We start from the raw sequence: 14,829 nt of genomic DNA, 5'->3' as shown, positions 1-14,829 counted from the left end.
GAAGAGGCTGCGGTGCGGGGAAACTTTCCTCGGGGTGTCGCAGGATTGATTCACGCGAAGCCGCGAGGGGCGCGCGTGGCTCGCTCAGTCCCTGCCCCCATCGTCATCCCGGCGAACGCCGGGACCCATGGTTGCGATGCTCTTCGAGGTCGCGCTCCCATCTGTCCACCAGCGCGTCCATGGGTCCCGACCTTCGTCGGGATGACGAACGGAAGGGCGTCCGCACTCCTTGTGCGGAACCCCGCCGTCAGGCCTCGCTGACAAGCAACTTGTCGATCCGCCGGCCGTCGAGGTCGACCACCTCGAACCGCCAGCCCTGTTCCTCGAAGCTCTCGCCCTCGCCGGGCAGGTGGCGGAAGGCGGCGAGCGCGAGCCCCGCGACGGTGGCATAGTCGCGATCCTCGGGCAGATCGATGCCGAGCCGTTCGGCGAGCGCATCCGCCGCCATCGTGCCCGCGACGAGCAACGAGCCGTCGTCGCGCACGACGACCGAGGGCGCATCGTCGGGATCGGCGTCGCTGGCGAATTCGCCGGCGATCGCGGCGAGCAGGTCGGCGGGGGTGACGATGCCTTCGAAATGCCCGTATTCGTCGTGGATCAGCGCCATCGGCACCTCGGCCTGACGCAGCGCGATCAGCGCGTCCATCGCATCGATCCGGTCGATCACCACCGGCGCCTTGCGCATCAGCTTGCGCAGGTCGAGCGCCTGCCCGCGGAACAGCGCCGCGGCGATGTCGCGCGCCTGGACGACGCCGATCACCGCATCGACCGAGCCGTCGGCGACCGGCAGGCGCGTGTGCGGCGTCGCCAGCAGCGTGTCGCGGATGCCCTCCGGCCCGAGGTTGCAGTCGAGCCAGTCGACCTCGGTGCGCGGCGTCATCACCTCGCGCACCGGCCGGTCGGCGAGGCGGACGACGCCCGAGATGATCGTGCGCTCATGCTCCTCGATCACGCCCGACTTACTCGCCTCGGCGACGATCAGGTGCAGCTCCTCCGCCGTCACCTGATCCTCCGATTCGCGGTTGAGGCCGAGGACGCGGAAGACCAGCGCGCTCGACGAATCGAGCAGCCAGACGAGCGGCGCGCAGACCACCGCGATATAGCGCATCGGCAGCGCGACCAGCGACGCCACCGTTTCGGGCTTGCGCAACGCGAATTGCTTGGGGACGAGCTCGCCGATGATGAGCGAGGCGTAGGTGGTGAGGCCGATAACCAATGCGAAGCCCGCGGTCTGCGCCGTCTCCGCCGACAGGCCGAGCGCCTGCAGCCGTGCCGCGGTCGGCCCGCCGAGGCTGGAGCCCGAATAGGCACCCGCGAGGATGCCGATCAGCGTGATGCCGATCTGCACCGAGGACAGGAACTTGCCGGGATCGGCGGCGAGCTTCAACGCGGCGGCCGGGCCCTTGCGCCCCGAGCGCGCCATCGCCTCCAGCCGCGCCTTGCGCGACGAGACGATCGCCAGCTCGCTCATCGCGAACACGCCGTTGAGCGCGACCAATGCGAGGATGATCACGACGTCGATCCAGGGGAAGGGCGGAAGCGGTGCCATCGGCGGACGTGTCTTTGCCGCACAACGCGCGCGGCGACAACTGTCTGTATCGCGATGACGTGATTATGCGTGTCAGCCGCGGTTCAGATCGCTAGCGGAACAAGCCATATCGGACCCGAGTTTAGCCGGGAACGAACGTGAAAGGGTTGTCATGAAGTCGAAGTTCCTCGCCGCCGCGGCGCTCGCCGCGCTGGTCACCACCAGCGCCTGCACCACCGATCCCGAGACCGGCGAGCGCCGCATCTCGAAGACCGCGATCGGCGGCATCGGCGGCGCGCTGGGCGGCTATCTGCTCGGCGACCTTGTCGGCGGGCGGCGCGACCGGACCGAGAAGATCCTCGGCGCGGGCATCGGCGGCCTCGCCGGTGCGGGGATCGGTGCGTATATGGACAAGCAGGAGCGCGACCTGCGCGCCCGCACCGCCGGCACCGACGTGCAGGTGACGCGCGAAGGCGACAATCTGGTGCTCAACATCCCGTCGGGGATCACCTTCGCCTACAACAGCGCCGACGTGCAGCCGCAGTTCCGCCGCACGCTCGACCAGGTCGCCGAGACGCTCGCGCAATACAACCAGACCTATATCGACGTGTATGGCCATACCGATTCGACCGGTTCGGATTCCTACAACCAGACGCTGTCGGAACGGCGCGCGACCTCGGTGGCGGATTATCTCGCGAGCCGCGGCGTGCAGCCGGCGCGAATCGGCACGCGCGGCTTCGGCGAGACGCAGCCGATCGCGTCGAACGACACCGATGCCGGGCGGGCGGCGAACCGCCGCGTCGAGGTGAAGATCGTGCCGATCTCGCAGAACGACCTGCGCTGATTCGGGGTGCCGCTTCGGTCCGGGCCGGCGCGGCGCTTTGGTTAGCGCGAGGTAGCGAAGAAGGTTCTCGCGCGGAGGCGCGGAGGGTGTCGCGTTCATGGCGGGCGCGCACCCGCCCGGATCGTCATCCCGACCAAAGTCGGGACCCATGGTCTCGATGCTGCCGGGGTTTCGCGGCCATTGCCACCACCGCACCCATGGGTCCCGGCGTTCGCCGGTATGACGAAATCGGGTGGGTATCCTCGACTCACCTTCTCCGCGCCTCCGCGCGAACTAACTACTCCCCGCCGTCGCGCCCCTATCGCCGCGATCGGAAGAACGTCCGCAGCAGGTCGGCGGCCTCGCCCTCGCCGATCCCGCCATAGACCTCCGGCCGGTGATGAAGCGTCGGCTGCGCGAACAGCAGCGGCCCATGCTCCACCGCCCCCCCCTTGGGGTCGCTCGCGCCATAATAGAGCCGCGCGATCCGGGCATGTGCGATCGCGCCGGCGCACATCGCGCAAGGCTCCAGCGTCACCCAGAGTTCGGCGTCCTCCAGCCGGTCGCGGCCGAGTGCGGCGGCGGCGGCGCGGATGACGCGCATCTCGGCATGGGCAGTGGGGTCGCACAGGGCGCGCGGCGCATTGGCGGCAACCGCGACGATCTCGCCGCGCCAGACCAGCGCGGCGCCAACCGGCACCTCGCCGGCCAGCGCCGCCTCCGCCGCGGCGTCGAGCGCGCGGCGCATCGGGATCGGCAGCGGGAACATCGCCGCGCCCTGCCGGTCCCGGTCGACCGGGTAAAGCCTATTGCGCGTTGGCGGGCTTTTCGACGTTGACCGTGGGAACGGCGACCGTCTTGTTCTCGGTGCCGACGCTGACGCGGGCGACGTCCGCCTTGAATTGCGGCGCCTGGACGACGGCGGGATGCGTCTGGTCGATGCTGACCAGGCCGAACTGCATCGCCGCGACCACGACCAGCGCGACGATCCCGAGCAGTACCAGCAACGTGCGCATGCGATTTCCCCTACCGACGACCTTTACGATGGCGTAACAACGCCGGTGCGGCGACTCCGTTGCATCGCCGCCGGTGGACGGCACTGGTTGACGAGGGAGCCGATTGCCGCTAGTGGCGCCGACTTTCCGGGCAACCGAATTCAGGATTAAAAACCATGTCGCGCATTTGCGAGCTGACCGGCAAGGGCCGGCAGGTGGGCAACAACGTTTCCCACGCCAACAACAAGACCAAGCGCACGTTCCTGCCCAACCTGCAGAACGTCACGCTGATCTCCGATTCGCTCGAAAAGGGCGTCCGCCTGCGTGTCTCGACGCACGGCCTGCGCTCGGTCGAGCATAACGGCGGCCTCGACAATTGGCTGGTCAAGACCAGCGAGGACAAGCTCTCGCTGCGTTGCCGCCGCCTGAAGCGCGAGATCGTCAAGAAGCTGGCGACGACGTCGACGGCGGAAGCCGCCTAAGCGTTTCGCGTCGCGACTGCCGTGGTTCGAAACCCGCCGCTCCCCGGGAGCGGCGGGTTTTCGCCGTTGCGCGCGGCTCAGCGCTCCAGCCGGAATTTGAGCAGCAGGGTGCGTTGCAGCACTGACTGATTGTCGTCCGACACCAGCCAGACGATCGTGCGGCCCCGTTCCACCGTCGTCGCGACGCCTTCGAAATTGTCGTGGATCAGCGGCGCGTCGAGCGTCGCCAGCAGCTTGCCACGCACCACCGCCCCCGGCCGGATCGCCGCGGCGGGCACCAGCGACAATCGGTTGCTGAAGCGATAGGGCAGACGGAAGGCGCGATCGAGCACCAGCAGATCGCCGTTGGGCAAGGCGGTCGCGTCGGCGGGATCGAAGCGGCCGTAGCCGAGATAGGCGAAGCGATGCGGCCGGCTGACGATCGGATCGCCCGGAAAGATCAGCGCATCGCGGCTGGCGAGCCGTGCCGCCTCGGGGCCGTGCCAGCGCGAGCGGGGGACGTGCCGCATCTCGCTGATCGTGACGAATCGCCCGTCGGGCATACGGGCGAGCGATTCGGGGCCGCCGTTGTCGGGCCAGCCCGCCATCTCCCGCGGCGCGCGCTGCGCCTGCGCCCGCGCGAAGCCGGCCGAATAGCGCCAGATCGCGTTCGCGCGTTCGAAACCGACCCAGATCGCCCCCGTCTTCGGATCGCGCGCCATCGATTCGCTGTCGCGGTCGCGCTTCTCCCAGCCGATGCCGGGGCCGCCGGGCAGGTTGCGGAAGCGCAAGGCGCGCGGCGCCCAATCGGCACCCATCGTGAAGGCGACGACGTTGCCGCCGTCGCTCAGCAGCGTGAAGCGGTCGCCGTCGGCCTGCGGCACGACGCTCAGCGACGAATAGCCACCGAAGGCGGGATCGAGGCTGCGCAGCGCGACCCCGCCGAGATAGGTGAGCGAGCCCAGCCGCCGGCGCTGCGGATCGTGCGGGTCGAGCGCGACCGGCGTGGCGATCAGCTGCGGCCGGTCGCCGAGCAGCGCCAGCCGCTCCTCCCCGGTCCAGCCGGGGACGATCAGCAGGACGGCGAGGACGACGAACAAGACGCGCATCGCGCCTCCATAAGCGGCGGGCGCGGCGGCGATAGCCTGAACGCACGATAACGGAGGCATTCAGGGTCCGCTCAACGCGAATCGGGCAAATGATGTGCATCGACGACGGGAAGGTCCCCCACCGGGCCGCCGCCGAGTTGGACAGATTTTCGGGAGAAGACCCATGATGAAGACCCTGAGCCTCGCCGGCGCCGCCCTCGCGATGACCGCCGCCGCCCTCGTTCCCGCCACCCCCGCCGCCGCGCAGCGCGGCTATTACGGCGGCTACGATCGTGGCTACGAGCAGCGCGGCTACGACCGCGGCTATCGTGACGACCGCGTCTATCGCGGCGGTCGCGGCTATTATGGCGATCGCGGCTATCGCGGCGGCCAGCGCTGCAACAGCGGCACCACCGGCACGATCGTCGGCGCGATCGCCGGCGGCCTGCTCGGCCGCACGATCGACACCCGCGGCGACCGTGCGCTCGGCACGGTGCTCGGCGCCGGTGCGGGTGCGCTCGCCGGCCGCGCGGTCGAACGCTCGGATCGCCCCGGTTACTGCCGCTAAGCGGCAGTGCTTGCCCTCGCGTAGCGTTTCGAGGGGTGGAGCCCGGTTGCCGTATGGCGACCGGGCTTCGTGTCGTTCGGCGATGGCGAGGGCGAGGCTTGGGGCCGTCCCGGGTTATTCGGTCACGCTCGACGTGCCCCGGCCCTTGTCAAACCCTGCATGTGTTCCCGCGAAGGCGGGAACCCAGGGCCAAGCAAAGCAACATTTGATGGCGTACGTGACTCCTGGGCTCCCGCTTTCGCGGGAGCACGGGCGTGGTTACGGCATGGGATTCGCTCGAGGGACGGGCCGGCTGCGTGCGCTCTCCCAGCCGTTCTCCTCGCTGCGACGGGATGACAGCCGGGGGCCAATCAGGACGCCGGCAAAGCCGTCGTCGGACGGGTTCGGCCTTGGCCGACCCGCCGGCCGTGACGCACGATGCGCTGCGCGCACCGGCGCCTAGCCGCCGGCTATGCGCCTTCGCGCGTCAATACATATGCTGGCCGCCGTTGATGCTCAGCGTCGATCCGGTCACGAAGCCGGCTTCGTCCGAGCACAGGAAGGCGACGCCGCGCGCGATCTCGCTCGCCTGGCCGAGGCGGCCGACCGGGATCTTGGCGACGATCTTCTCCAGCACGTCGCCGGGGACCGCGGCGACCATGTCGGTGTCGATATAGCCCGGCGCGATCGCATTGACCGTCACGCCGACGCGCGCGCCCTCCTGCGCCAGCGCCTTGGTGAAGCCGTGGATGCCCGATTTCGCCGCGGCGTAATTGACCTGGCCATATTGGCCGGCCTGGCCGTTGATCGAGCCGATGTTGACGATCCGCCCCCATTTGCGTTCGCGCATGCCGGGGAACACCGCTTTCGCCATGTTGAAACAGCCGCCGAGATTGGTGTCGATCACTTCTTTCCACGCATCGTAGGTCAGCTTCAGGATCGTGCCGTCGCGAGTGATGCCGGCATTGTTGACGACGATGTCGACCGGGCCGAGCTCGGCGGCGACCTGCGCGCAGCCCTGCTGGCAGGCGTCAAAGTCGGCGACGTCCCATTTGAACGCGCGGATGCCGGTCCGCTCGGTGAAGGCGCGGGCGCGTTCGTCGTTGCCGGCATAATTGGCGGCGACGGTGACGCCCGCTTCCTGCAAGGCGAGGCTGATCGCCTCGCCGATGCCACGCGTACCACCCGTGACGATCGCTACCCTGGCCATCCGTACCTCTCCTTATGCTTAACCCGAGGCTAGGCAGAGGCCGCCGAACTGGCAATGGCCGTAGCGTAATTTTACGTGTCGGCGATCCAGCCGGCGAGCTCGCGCGCGATCAGCGTGCGCAGCATCGCCATTCCCGGCGCGCCGTCGTTGAGACAGGGCAGATAGGCGAAATCGGTGCCGCCGGCGGTCAGGAAACTCTCGCGGCCGCGGATCGCCAGTTCCTCCAGCGTCTCCAGGCAGTCGGCGGAGAAGCCCGGCGCGATCACCGCGACCTTGCGGATGCCCTTGGCGGGCAGCGCCTCGAGCGTCTCGTCGGTCGCCGGGCCGAGCCATTTCGCCGGGCCGAATCGCGACTGGAAGGCGACGACCAGCTCGCGCCCCATCGCCTCGCCGAGCAGCCGCGCGGTCTTCTGGCAGTGGCAATGATAGGGGTCGCCGAGCTGGAGCGTCCGCTTCGGCATGCCGTGGAAGCTGGCGATCACCGCATCGGGGACGAAATCGAGCGTCGCGATCTGCATCTCGACCTGCGTCCTGAGCGCGGCGATATAGGCGGGATCGTCGTGATAGGGCGGCAAGGTGCGGATCGCCGGCTGCCAGCGCATGCCGGCGAGCGCGGCGAATGCCTTGTCGTTGGCGGTCGCGGTCGTCGCGGCGCAATATTGCGGATAGAGCGGCGCGATCAGGATGCGCTCGCACCCAGCGTCCTTGAGCGCGGTCAGCCGGTCGGCGATCGCCGGATTGCCGTAGCGCATCGCATAATCGACCATGACCCCCTCGCCGAACGCGCCCTGCAAGGCCTGCGATTGCCGGCGGGTGATCGCGGCGAGCGGCGAGCCCTCCTCGCTCCACACCAGGCCATAGGCGTGCGCCGACTTCTTCGGCCGCGTGTTGAGGATGATGCCGCGCAGGATCGGCTGCCACGCAATCGCCGGGATCTCGACGACGCGCTTGTCGGACAGGAACTCGCCGAGATAGCGTTTGACCGATTTGGCGTCGGGGCCGTCGGGGGTGCCGAGGTTGGTCAGCAGCACGCCGATCTTGCGGGCGGGGATCGGCGGATGGTCGGCGGGGATCAACATCTTACCGCCTTAGCGGCAGGTGACGCAGGCGGATACCGGTTGCGGCATGCAGCGCGTTGGCGATCGCCGGCGCGACCGCGGGGACGCCGAGTTCGCCGACCCCGCCGGGCGGCTCGTCGGAGCGGACGATCTCGACGACGATGTCGGGCGTATCGACGAGCCGCGGCAGTGCGAGGCCGGCGAGCCCGCGCACGTCGCTGCGCCCGGCGGTGATCCCCGTCGACGCACCGAGCGCGTGCGCGAGGCCGAAGATCAGTCCGCCCTCGATCTGTTGCAGCACCAGATCGGGGTTGATCGTCCGGCCGCAATCGACCGCGGCGACGAGCCGGGCGACGCGCGGGCGGCCGTTCGCCAGCTCCGCTTCGGCGAGCACCGCGATATGGCTGCCGCGAAAGCTGTGGCAGGCGATGCCCTGGCCCGATCCTGCCGCGCCGCCCGACCAGCCGCCGAGCGCCGCCACCATGGTAAGGCAGCGCGCCAGCCGCGCGTCGCCGCCGAGCATGCCGATCCGGTAGGAGAGCGGCTCGGTGCCGGCGACCTGCGCGAGTTCGTCGACGAACGATTCGGTGAAGAAGGCGGTATAGCCGTGCGCGCCGCCGCGCAGATGGCCGGTGGGGACGCCGATCTCCGCGGGGTGATGGTCGATCCGCAGCGCCGGGATGCGGTACGGTGGCTGCGCGCCGGCGACCGCATAGGGATCGCCGGTGCCGAGCGCCCAGCCGGCGCCGGGCAGCAACCGGCGGGCGAGCGCGTGGCCGGTGGCGGGCGCGGCGATCGCGGCATGCCACGCCGCGATCGCGCCGTTGCTCGACAGCCGGGCGCGCAGCCGGGCGTGCGCGGGCGGGCGGAAACGGTCGTGCGCATTGTCCTCGCCGCGCGACCAGACGAGGCTGACCGGGCGCTTGAGCCGCATCGCGAGCAGCGCCGCCTGTTCGGCGACCAACGGGTCGAGCGTCGCGCCGAAGCCGCCGCCGGCGAGCGTCGGATGGAGGACGACCGCGCTTTCGCTGATCCCTGCGACCTTTGCCGCGGCGGCGCGGGCGGCGGCGGGCGCCGCGGTCGGCAGCCATAGTTCGAGCCGGCCGTCGCGCCACGCGGCGGTGGCGCTGGTCGTCTCCAGCGCGGCATGGACGCCGGGGGCGGCGGTATAGTCCGCGGTGACGACGCCGGCGCCGTCGAGCAACGTGCCGAGGTCGCCGACCGCTGCGATGCGCTGGCCCGGCTTGGCGAGCGCATCGGAAAGGCTGCGGGCGATGCCGGCGCTGCCCGGAAGCGCGGCGTCGCTGGCGAAGCGCGGCGCGAGCGCGTCGAGCGCACGTTGCGCGGCCCAGCCGGTGGTGGCGATCGCGGCGACCCAAAGCGGCGTCTCGACCACCGTCAGTACGCCGCGGATACGATCGGCGGCGGCGCGGTCGACGCCGATCAGCCGCGCGTCGCCGATCGGCCCCTGGCGGATCGCGGCATGGACCATGTCGGGCAGGCGGATGTCGCCGGCGAAGCCGGCGGAACCGTCGACCTTGGCGGGGACGTCGAGCCGCGGCAGCGATCGGCCGACGAGCTTGCCCGCGCCCTGCACGCCGATCGGCAGCGGGTCGGGGATGGTCTCGGAGGCCGCGGCGGCGGCGAGGTCGGCGAAGCGGAGGCGCTGCGTGCCGTGCGTGACGAAGCCGGCATCGACCGCGCAATCGGTCCAGGCGACGTTCCAACGCCGCGCCGCCGCCTTGCACAGCAATGCGCGGGCGGCGGCACCGGCGGTGCGGCAATCGTCCTCGAACATCCGCACCGAGGTCGATCCGCCGGTGACGATCAGCGCGCCGCGGCGGGCGACGGTCATCTCGACCGATTCGGGTATGTGGATGAGCGTGCTTTCGAACAGCTCGTCGAGCGCGAGTGGGTTGGCGTAGAGCGGGTTGATCGGCGCCGCCTCCACCCCGACGGTGCGCCAGTCGGCGCCGAGCTCGTCGGCGACGATCTGGGGGAGGGCGGTATAGACGCCTTGGCCGTGTTCGAGCTGCGGCACCGCGACGGTGACATGGCCGTCGGCACCGATCTTGAGCCAGGCGCCGAAGCCGGTCTCGCCGGCGATGGTGGCGAGATTGGGCGCGTAGCGGCGCGGCCATATGCCCCAGGCGACGACCAGCCCGATGCCGGCACCACCACCGATCAGGAACGTGCGTCGGGTGGGGCTCATCGTGCGGCTGTATCGGGGCTTGCCGGGCGAGGGAAGGTCGGCGGGCGATCTAAGCGCGGCGGCGTGGCGGGGGCGCCGGGAAGCCGGCTACCGCCTGCGAGCCCCGTCCGCATATCCCCCCACGAGCGCCGTGCCCCCATTCGTCATCCCGGCGGATGCCGGGACCCATTGATACGACGCCGCCGATGTCGCGCACATCATGTCCGCCAGCGCGTCCATGGGTCCCGACCTTCGTCGGGATGACGGACGGGGCATCGCCCGCCACCGAGCAGCATCTTCGCGCCTCCGTGCCTCTGCGCGTAGAACCCGCCCGCTACGCTCAGCACGGATAGGTCTTCGCCAGCACCCGCGCATATCCCTCCTTGAGCGGCAGCTTCTTCTCCGCCGGCGACAGCGCGTCGAGGCCGCCGAGCATCTGCAGGATGCCGATCTTCGCGCCTTCGGGCATGCAGGCGATCGGTTTCTTGCCGGCGGCGACGCGCGCGGCGCTGTCGGCGCGGAGCTGGCGGGTGGCGGTGTCGGCCTCCGCCTTGAGCACCTGATAATCGGGGTTGGTCAGCGCGGTGAAGGGATTCTCACGCAGCGGCGCGGCGCGGGTGAGGAAGGTGCCGACGCTCATCGCGGCGCTCGCCGGCGCCGCGGCGGCGAGGGAAACGGCAAGGGCGATCAAGGCTTTACGCGACATCGGCGGCACTCCGAATGGGAATGCCGCCGATTAGCGCGAACAAACTGACGGCGGGCTGAACCGCCGCGGGGGTTACGCCCCCGCCGGCGCCGGGTTGCCGAACGGGCCGCCGGGGCGGCGCGTCTTGGGGATCGAGGTGCCGGCCCGCGGCACGCTCGGCTTGGGACCCGAGTCGATGCGGCCGATCTCCTCGCCGGCGATCAGCTTCTTGATCTCGTCGCCCGACAGCGTCTCATATTCGAGCAGCGCACCGGCAAGCAGGTGGAGCTGGTCGACATGCTCGGTCAGCAACTGCTTGGCACGGGCGAGGCCGCCCTCGACGATGCCCTTGATCTCGTCGTCGATCAGCTGCGCGGTTGCATTCGACATGCGGACCGGCTGCGACGACGAATAGCCGAGGAACGATTCGCCCTCGGGCTGGGCATATTCGACCGGGCCGACCTTGTCCGACATGCCCCATTTGGTGACCATGTCGCGCGCCAGACCGGTGGCGTACTGGATGTCACCGCTCGCGCCCGACGAGACCTTGTCGTAGCCGAAGATGATCTCCTCGGCGACGCGGCCGCCCATCGACACCGCGAGGTTGGCGTACATCTTGTCGCGATGATAACTGTAGCTGTCCCGCTCGGGCAGGCGCATCACCATGCCCAGCGCACGGCCGCGCGGGATGATCGTCGCCTTGTGGATCGGGTCGCTCGCCTGTTCGTGGATCGAGACGATCGCATGGCCCGCCTCGTGATAGGCGGTCATGCGCTTCTCGTCCTCGGTCATCACCATGCTGCGGCGCTCGGCGCCCATCATGACCTTGTCCTTGGCCTCCTCGAACTCGGCCATCGCGACCAGCCGCTTGCCCTTGCGCGCGCCCATCAGCGCCGCCTCGTTGACCAGGTTGGCGAGATCGGCACCCGAGAAGCCCGGCGTGCCACGCGCGATCACCCGCGCGTCGACGTCGGGCGCCAGCGGCACCTTCTTCATATGGACTTCGAGGATCTTGATCCGGCCCTCGATATCCGGGCGCGGCACGACGACCTGACGGTCGAAGCGACCGGGACGGAGCAATGCGGGATCAAGCACGTCGGGACGGTTGGTCGCCGCGACGATGATGATTCCCTCATTCGCCTCGAACCCGTCCATCTCGACGAGCAACTGGTTGAGCGTCTGCTCGCGCTCGTCGTTGCCGTTGCCGAGGCCGGCGCCGCGATGACGGCCGACCGCGTCGATCTCGTCGATGAAGACGATGCACGGCGCGCTCTTCTTGGCCTGTTCGAACATGTCGCGGACGCGGCTGGCGCCGACGCCGACGAACATCTCGACGAAGTCCGAGCCCGAGATGGTGAAGAACGGCACGCCCGCCTCACCCGCGATCGCGCGGGCGAGCAGCGTCTTGCCAGTGCCGGGCGATCCGACCAGCAGCGCGCCCTTCGGGATCTTGCCGCCGAGCCGCGCGAACTTGGTCGGGTCCTTGAGGAAGTCGACGATCTCGGTCAGCTCGGCGCGCGCCTCGTCGATGCCCGCGACGTCGTCGAAGGTGACCTTGCCTTCCTTCTGCGTCAGCATGCGCGCGCGGCTCTTGCCGAAGCCCATCGCGCCGCCGCCGGTGTTCTTCTGCATCTGCTTGATGACGAAGAAGGCGATGCCGAGGAACAGCAGGAACGGCAGCGACTGGTAGAGCAGCAGCATCCACATCGACGTGCCCTCGTCGGGCTTGGCGGCGATCGTGACGTTCTTCTGGCGCAGATGCGGAACCAGCGTCGGGTCCTGGATCGGATAGGTGCGGAACGTCTCGCCGCTCGAATAGGTGCCGGTGATGACGTCGCGGCTGATCGCGACATCCTTCACGGTACCTTCGTCGACCTGGTCGAGGAATTTCGAATAGGCGACGGTATTGCGCGCGCCGGCCGTATTCGGTCCGTTGAACATCGTGACGAACAGCGCGAGCGCGAGCAGGATGCCGACCCAGATGAGCAGGCTCTTCATCCAGGGGTTGCCGCCGTTGCCGCCGTTGCCGCCATCGCCGTTCTGGGGCTGCTTGTCGTTATCGTTCATGGGGAACCTTTCGCAGCACAAGATAGGCGTGTGGAGGTTAATGGCAATGGAACGCTCAGCCTGATTCGGCCGATCCGGAAGAACGACGCGCCGGGGCGGGACGGAAACGCCAGCTGTCGCCGTGCGGCGACACCAGCACGCCCGCCTGCGTCGCCCGCCGGCCGGCGGCGAGCGCGTCGAGCAGCGCCTCGATATTCGCCGAGTCGCTCCACTTCGGTGCGGGCAAAGCGGCGGCCTCGACCACCATGCCGATCGCGCGGCGGGCGAGGCGGCGGACGAGTTCGCGGGGCAGGCTGGCCATGTCGATGCGCACGCCGGCGCCATCAGCAGCCGCGCGGCTCGACCACAGCCATTCGACGATCGCACGCACGTCGCCATCCGCCTCGGCGAGCGCGGCGGCGGCGCGGGCGAGCTGCGGCGGCCCGAGCCATTCGTTGGCGTCGAGCAGGCGGCGGAAGCGGGTGCGGTCGTGCGCCGGATCGGCGTTGGAGGGATCGTCGACGAACGGCGCCTCGGCGCGCCGCACGATCGCGCGCAGTTCGGCCCGGCGCCATTCGAGCAGCGGCCGGATGACGGTGGCGCCCTCGATCGTCGCGCGCGGCCGCACCCCGGCGAGTCCGGCGATGCCCGAGCCGCGCGCAGCGCGCATCAGGAAGGTCTCGGCCTGGTCGTCGGCATGGTGCGCGGTGGCGATCGTCTCGGCGCCGATGGCACGGGCGTGGTCGGCGAGCAGGCGATAGCGGACCTGCCGCGCCGCCGCCTGGATGCTCGCGCCGGTGATCGGTTCGTCGGGGATCAGCGTCGCATGCGGCACGTGGAGCAACGCGCAATGGTTCGCCACCATCGCCGCCTCCCCGGCCGCGGCGGCGCGCAGCCGGTGGTCGACGGTGGCGACGCGGATGCGGCCGGGGAAGGTCGCCGCGGCGAGCGTCAGCATCGCCATCGAATCGGGCCCGCCCGACACGGCGAGCAGGATCACCCCGCGCGGCTCGACCCCGAGCGCGCGGTTCAGGTCGTGATGGAACCGCTCCGCCGCGACGGCGAACGGGTCACTTGCACTTGGCGGCGGTACGGCCCTTCTGGACATCGGCCTTCATGCTCGGAGAGATCTTGGTGCCGTAGACGTCGGTCAGTTCGCCATAGACCTTGCATGCGTCGGCCGGCTTGTTGAGCTTCATCAGCGCCTGGGCGAGATAATAGAGGCTGTCGGGGGCGCGTTCGCCGTCCGGCATCTTCTTGTAATTGTCGTAGAAGGCCATCGAGGCGAGGCTCGGCTTGCCCTCGTCGAGATAGGCGCGGCCGAGCAGGTTCTGCGCCCAGCTCGCGCGGCGATGCTTGGGATAGTCGGCGACGACCTTCTTCAGCTGCACCTCTGCCTGCGGATATTGCTTCGCCGCCCACAGGCGATAGCCGTAGAGATATTCGTCCTCGGGCGTGTCGCCGGTGCTCGGCTTGTCGACCTTGGCGCCGGCCACCGCGGCGGCGGAGGGGGCGGTGTCGCCGGCGGCGGCGACCGACACGGGCGTGTTGCTCCGGGCGGGCGTGGCGGCGGGGCGCGCACTGTCGTCGCCACCACCGAGCGGTGCCGAGCCGGGCGCGGCGGCCAGCGCCGGGGTGGTCGCCAGCGCCTTCAGCTGCGCGTCGTTGCTGCGCTTATAGGCGTCGAACTGATCCTGCAGCTGGCGCAGCTTGAACCCGGTCTGCTCGATCTGGTCGGTCATCGACGCCATCTGCTGTTCCAGCGCGGTGACGCGGCCGGTGAGATCGGCGACCGCGCTGGTTGCCGGGGTGCCGCCCGCCTGCTGCGGCGCGTCGGGGCGGGTGATCTCCGGCTGGAGATACTGGCCGGCGCCGCCCGGGAAGACCTTGCGCTGCACCGCGCGCATCTCGCTCTCGAGCTTGCCGACGCGGCCTTCGACGTTGCTCTGCGCCGCGGCGGCGACCGGTATCAGCGAGGTGGCGGCAAGCGCCCAGATGATCGTACGCATAATCTTGGCACCCCCCGGCGCGGCTTGGGTCAATTCCATGCCGCCATAGCTGCATCCGGCCACCTGTCGCCAGCCTTAAGGTGCGAAAGAATTGCCTGTCGCCGCCGGCTCTTGCGGGACGATGCGGTCGGCGCCGGCGGTGTCGACGGCGCTGCTGCGCCGGTTGCCGCCGTCGCGCCGCGCACCGC

14 protein-coding genes are annotated in these 14,829 nt (G+C 69.9%); 3 read left to right on the top strand and 11 right to left on the bottom strand.

Annotated features, from left to right (window positions below; genetic code table 11):
• Positions 1 to 247: 247 nt before the first annotated feature.
• On the bottom strand, positions 248 to 1,549 hold the full coding sequence (locus FFS23_RS15165) for a hemolysin family protein (protein WP_038664338.1): 1,302 nt from the start codon (positions 1,547 to 1,549) through the stop codon (positions 248 to 250).
• A 151-nt stretch (positions 1,550 to 1,700) separates the two neighbouring features.
• Between FFS23_RS15165 and FFS23_RS15160 the strand changes: the two genes are divergently transcribed.
• A complete protein-coding gene (locus tag FFS23_RS15160; RefSeq protein WP_038664335.1) occupies positions 1,701 to 2,372 on the top strand; it encodes a YiaD family glycine zipper/OmpA-like lipoprotein in 672 nt (223 codons plus the stop codon).
• Between the two features lie 298 nt (positions 2,373 to 2,670).
• On the opposite strand, the gene FFS23_RS15155 is transcribed toward FFS23_RS15160, so the two are convergent.
• Both FFS23_RS15155 and FFS23_RS15150 read right to left on the bottom strand, forming a co-directional pair.
• Positions 2,671 to 3,099, bottom strand: coding sequence for a nucleoside deaminase (locus FFS23_RS15155; protein WP_137899272.1), 429 nt, complete (start codon positions 3,097 to 3,099; stop codon positions 2,671 to 2,673).
• A 58-nt stretch (positions 3,100 to 3,157) separates the two neighbouring features.
• Complete coding sequence (locus tag FFS23_RS15150; protein WP_137899257.1) at positions 3,158 to 3,367, bottom strand: hypothetical protein; 210 nt, start codon at positions 3,365 to 3,367, stop codon at positions 3,158 to 3,160.
• 155 nt (positions 3,368 to 3,522) lie between these two features.
• Between FFS23_RS15150 and rpmB the strand changes: the two genes are divergently transcribed.
• The gene (gene rpmB, locus FFS23_RS15145) at positions 3,523 to 3,828 is read left to right on the top strand and encodes a 50S ribosomal protein L28 (protein WP_038664329.1); all 306 of its coding nucleotides are present in this window, start codon (positions 3,523 to 3,525) and stop codon (positions 3,826 to 3,828) included.
• A 77-nt stretch (positions 3,829 to 3,905) separates the two neighbouring features.
• Here rpmB and FFS23_RS15140 read toward each other — a convergent pair whose 3' ends face one another.
• Positions 3,906 to 4,916, bottom strand: a complete 1,011-nt coding sequence (locus tag FFS23_RS15140) for an esterase-like activity of phytase family protein (RefSeq protein ID WP_137899256.1) — start codon at positions 4,914 to 4,916, stop codon at positions 3,906 to 3,908.
• Positions 4,917 to 5,079: 163 nt separating this feature from the next.
• Here FFS23_RS15140 and FFS23_RS15135 point away from each other — a divergent pair, with 163 nt between their 5' ends.
• Entirely contained in the window at positions 5,080 to 5,463 is a 384-nt protein-coding gene (locus FFS23_RS15135; protein WP_038664322.1) for a glycine zipper 2TM domain-containing protein, read from the top strand.
• Between the two features lie 466 nt (positions 5,464 to 5,929).
• Here FFS23_RS15135 and phbB read toward each other — a convergent pair whose 3' ends face one another.
• The 7 genes from phbB to FFS23_RS15100 form a co-directional block, all read right to left on the bottom strand.
• The gene (gene phbB / locus FFS23_RS15130) at positions 5,930 to 6,652 is read right to left on the bottom strand and encodes an acetoacetyl-CoA reductase (RefSeq protein ID WP_137899255.1); all 723 of its coding nucleotides are present in this window, start codon (positions 6,650 to 6,652) and stop codon (positions 5,930 to 5,932) included.
• A gap of 71 nt (positions 6,653 to 6,723) precedes the next feature.
• Positions 6,724 to 7,731 (bottom strand): ferrochelatase, encoded by a 1,008-nt coding sequence (gene hemH, locus FFS23_RS15125; RefSeq protein WP_137899254.1) that lies wholly within the window; start codon positions 7,729 to 7,731, stop codon positions 6,724 to 6,726.
• A gap of 1 nt (position 7,732) precedes the next feature.
• Positions 7,733 to 9,922: a xanthine dehydrogenase family protein molybdopterin-binding subunit gene (locus tag FFS23_RS15120; protein ID WP_137899253.1), complete on the bottom strand. Its 2,190-nt coding sequence runs from the start codon at positions 9,920 to 9,922 to the stop codon at positions 7,733 to 7,735.
• A 319-nt stretch (positions 9,923 to 10,241) separates the two neighbouring features.
• Positions 10,242 to 10,607, bottom strand: coding sequence for a hypothetical protein (locus FFS23_RS15115; protein ID WP_245640730.1), 366 nt, complete (start codon positions 10,605 to 10,607; stop codon positions 10,242 to 10,244).
• Positions 10,608 to 10,679: 72 nt separating this feature from the next.
• Positions 10,680 to 12,653 (bottom strand): ATP-dependent zinc metalloprotease FtsH, encoded by a 1,974-nt coding sequence (gene ftsH, locus FFS23_RS15110; protein ID WP_137899252.1) that lies wholly within the window; start codon positions 12,651 to 12,653, stop codon positions 10,680 to 10,682.
• Positions 12,654 to 12,708: 55 nt separating this feature from the next.
• The gene (tilS, locus tag FFS23_RS15105) at positions 12,709 to 13,740 is read right to left on the bottom strand and encodes a tRNA lysidine(34) synthetase TilS (RefSeq protein ID WP_137899251.1); all 1,032 of its coding nucleotides are present in this window, start codon (positions 13,738 to 13,740) and stop codon (positions 12,709 to 12,711) included.
• A complete protein-coding gene (locus tag FFS23_RS15100) occupies positions 13,703 to 14,641 on the bottom strand; it encodes a tetratricopeptide repeat protein (RefSeq protein WP_137899250.1) in 939 nt (312 codons plus the stop codon). Before FFS23_RS15100 ends, tilS begins: the two co-directional genes overlap by 38 nt.
• Positions 14,642 to 14,829 lie beyond the last annotated feature (188 nt).

It is taken from the genome of Sphingomonas sp. 2SG (assembly GCF_005503285.1).
GTDB classification, from domain to species: Bacteria; Pseudomonadota; Alphaproteobacteria; order Sphingomonadales; family Sphingomonadaceae; genus Sphingomonas; species Sphingomonas taxi.
Note: the sequence above shows the minus strand (reverse complement) of the source record. Positions and strands in the feature narration are given on the sequence as shown.

What these genes read in the sequence shown, in the direction of transcription:
- tilS (WP_137899251.1), bottom strand. Translation starts at nt 13,740, where the DNA reads ATGTCCAGAAGGGCCGTACCGCCGCCAAGTGCAAGTGACCCGTTCGCC.
- FFS23_RS15160 (WP_038664335.1), top strand. Translation starts at nt 1,701, where the DNA reads ATGAAGTCGAAGTTCCTCGCCGCCGCGGCGCTCGCCGCGCTGGTCACC.
- FFS23_RS15155 (WP_137899272.1), bottom strand. Translation starts at nt 3,099, where the DNA reads ATGCGCCGCGCGCTCGACGCCGCGGCGGAGGCGGCGCTGGCCGGCGAG.
- ftsH (WP_137899252.1), bottom strand. Translation starts at nt 12,653, where the DNA reads ATGAACGATAACGACAAGCAGCCCCAGAACGGCGATGGCGGCAACGGC.
- FFS23_RS15135 (WP_038664322.1), top strand. Translation starts at nt 5,080, where the DNA reads ATGATGAAGACCCTGAGCCTCGCCGGCGCCGCCCTCGCGATGACCGCC.
- FFS23_RS15140 (WP_137899256.1), bottom strand. Translation starts at nt 4,916, where the DNA reads ATGCGCGTCTTGTTCGTCGTCCTCGCCGTCCTGCTGATCGTCCCCGGC.
- FFS23_RS15165 (WP_038664338.1), bottom strand. Translation starts at nt 1,549, where the DNA reads ATGGCACCGCTTCCGCCCTTCCCCTGGATCGACGTCGTGATCATCCTC.
- FFS23_RS15100 (WP_137899250.1), bottom strand. Translation starts at nt 14,641, where the DNA reads ATGCGTACGATCATCTGGGCGCTTGCCGCCACCTCGCTGATACCGGTC.
- FFS23_RS15150 (WP_137899257.1), bottom strand. Translation starts at nt 3,367, where the DNA reads ATGCGCACGTTGCTGGTACTGCTCGGGATCGTCGCGCTGGTCGTGGTC.
- FFS23_RS15115 (WP_245640730.1), bottom strand. Translation starts at nt 10,607, where the DNA reads ATGTCGCGTAAAGCCTTGATCGCCCTTGCCGTTTCCCTCGCCGCCGCG.
- rpmB (WP_038664329.1), top strand. Translation starts at nt 3,523, where the DNA reads ATGTCGCGCATTTGCGAGCTGACCGGCAAGGGCCGGCAGGTGGGCAAC.
- phbB (WP_137899255.1), bottom strand. Translation starts at nt 6,652, where the DNA reads ATGGCCAGGGTAGCGATCGTCACGGGTGGTACGCGTGGCATCGGCGAG.
- FFS23_RS15120 (WP_137899253.1), bottom strand. Translation starts at nt 9,922, where the DNA reads ATGAGCCCCACCCGACGCACGTTCCTGATCGGTGGTGGTGCCGGCATC.
- hemH (WP_137899254.1), bottom strand. Translation starts at nt 7,731, where the DNA reads ATGTTGATCCCCGCCGACCATCCGCCGATCCCCGCCCGCAAGATCGGC.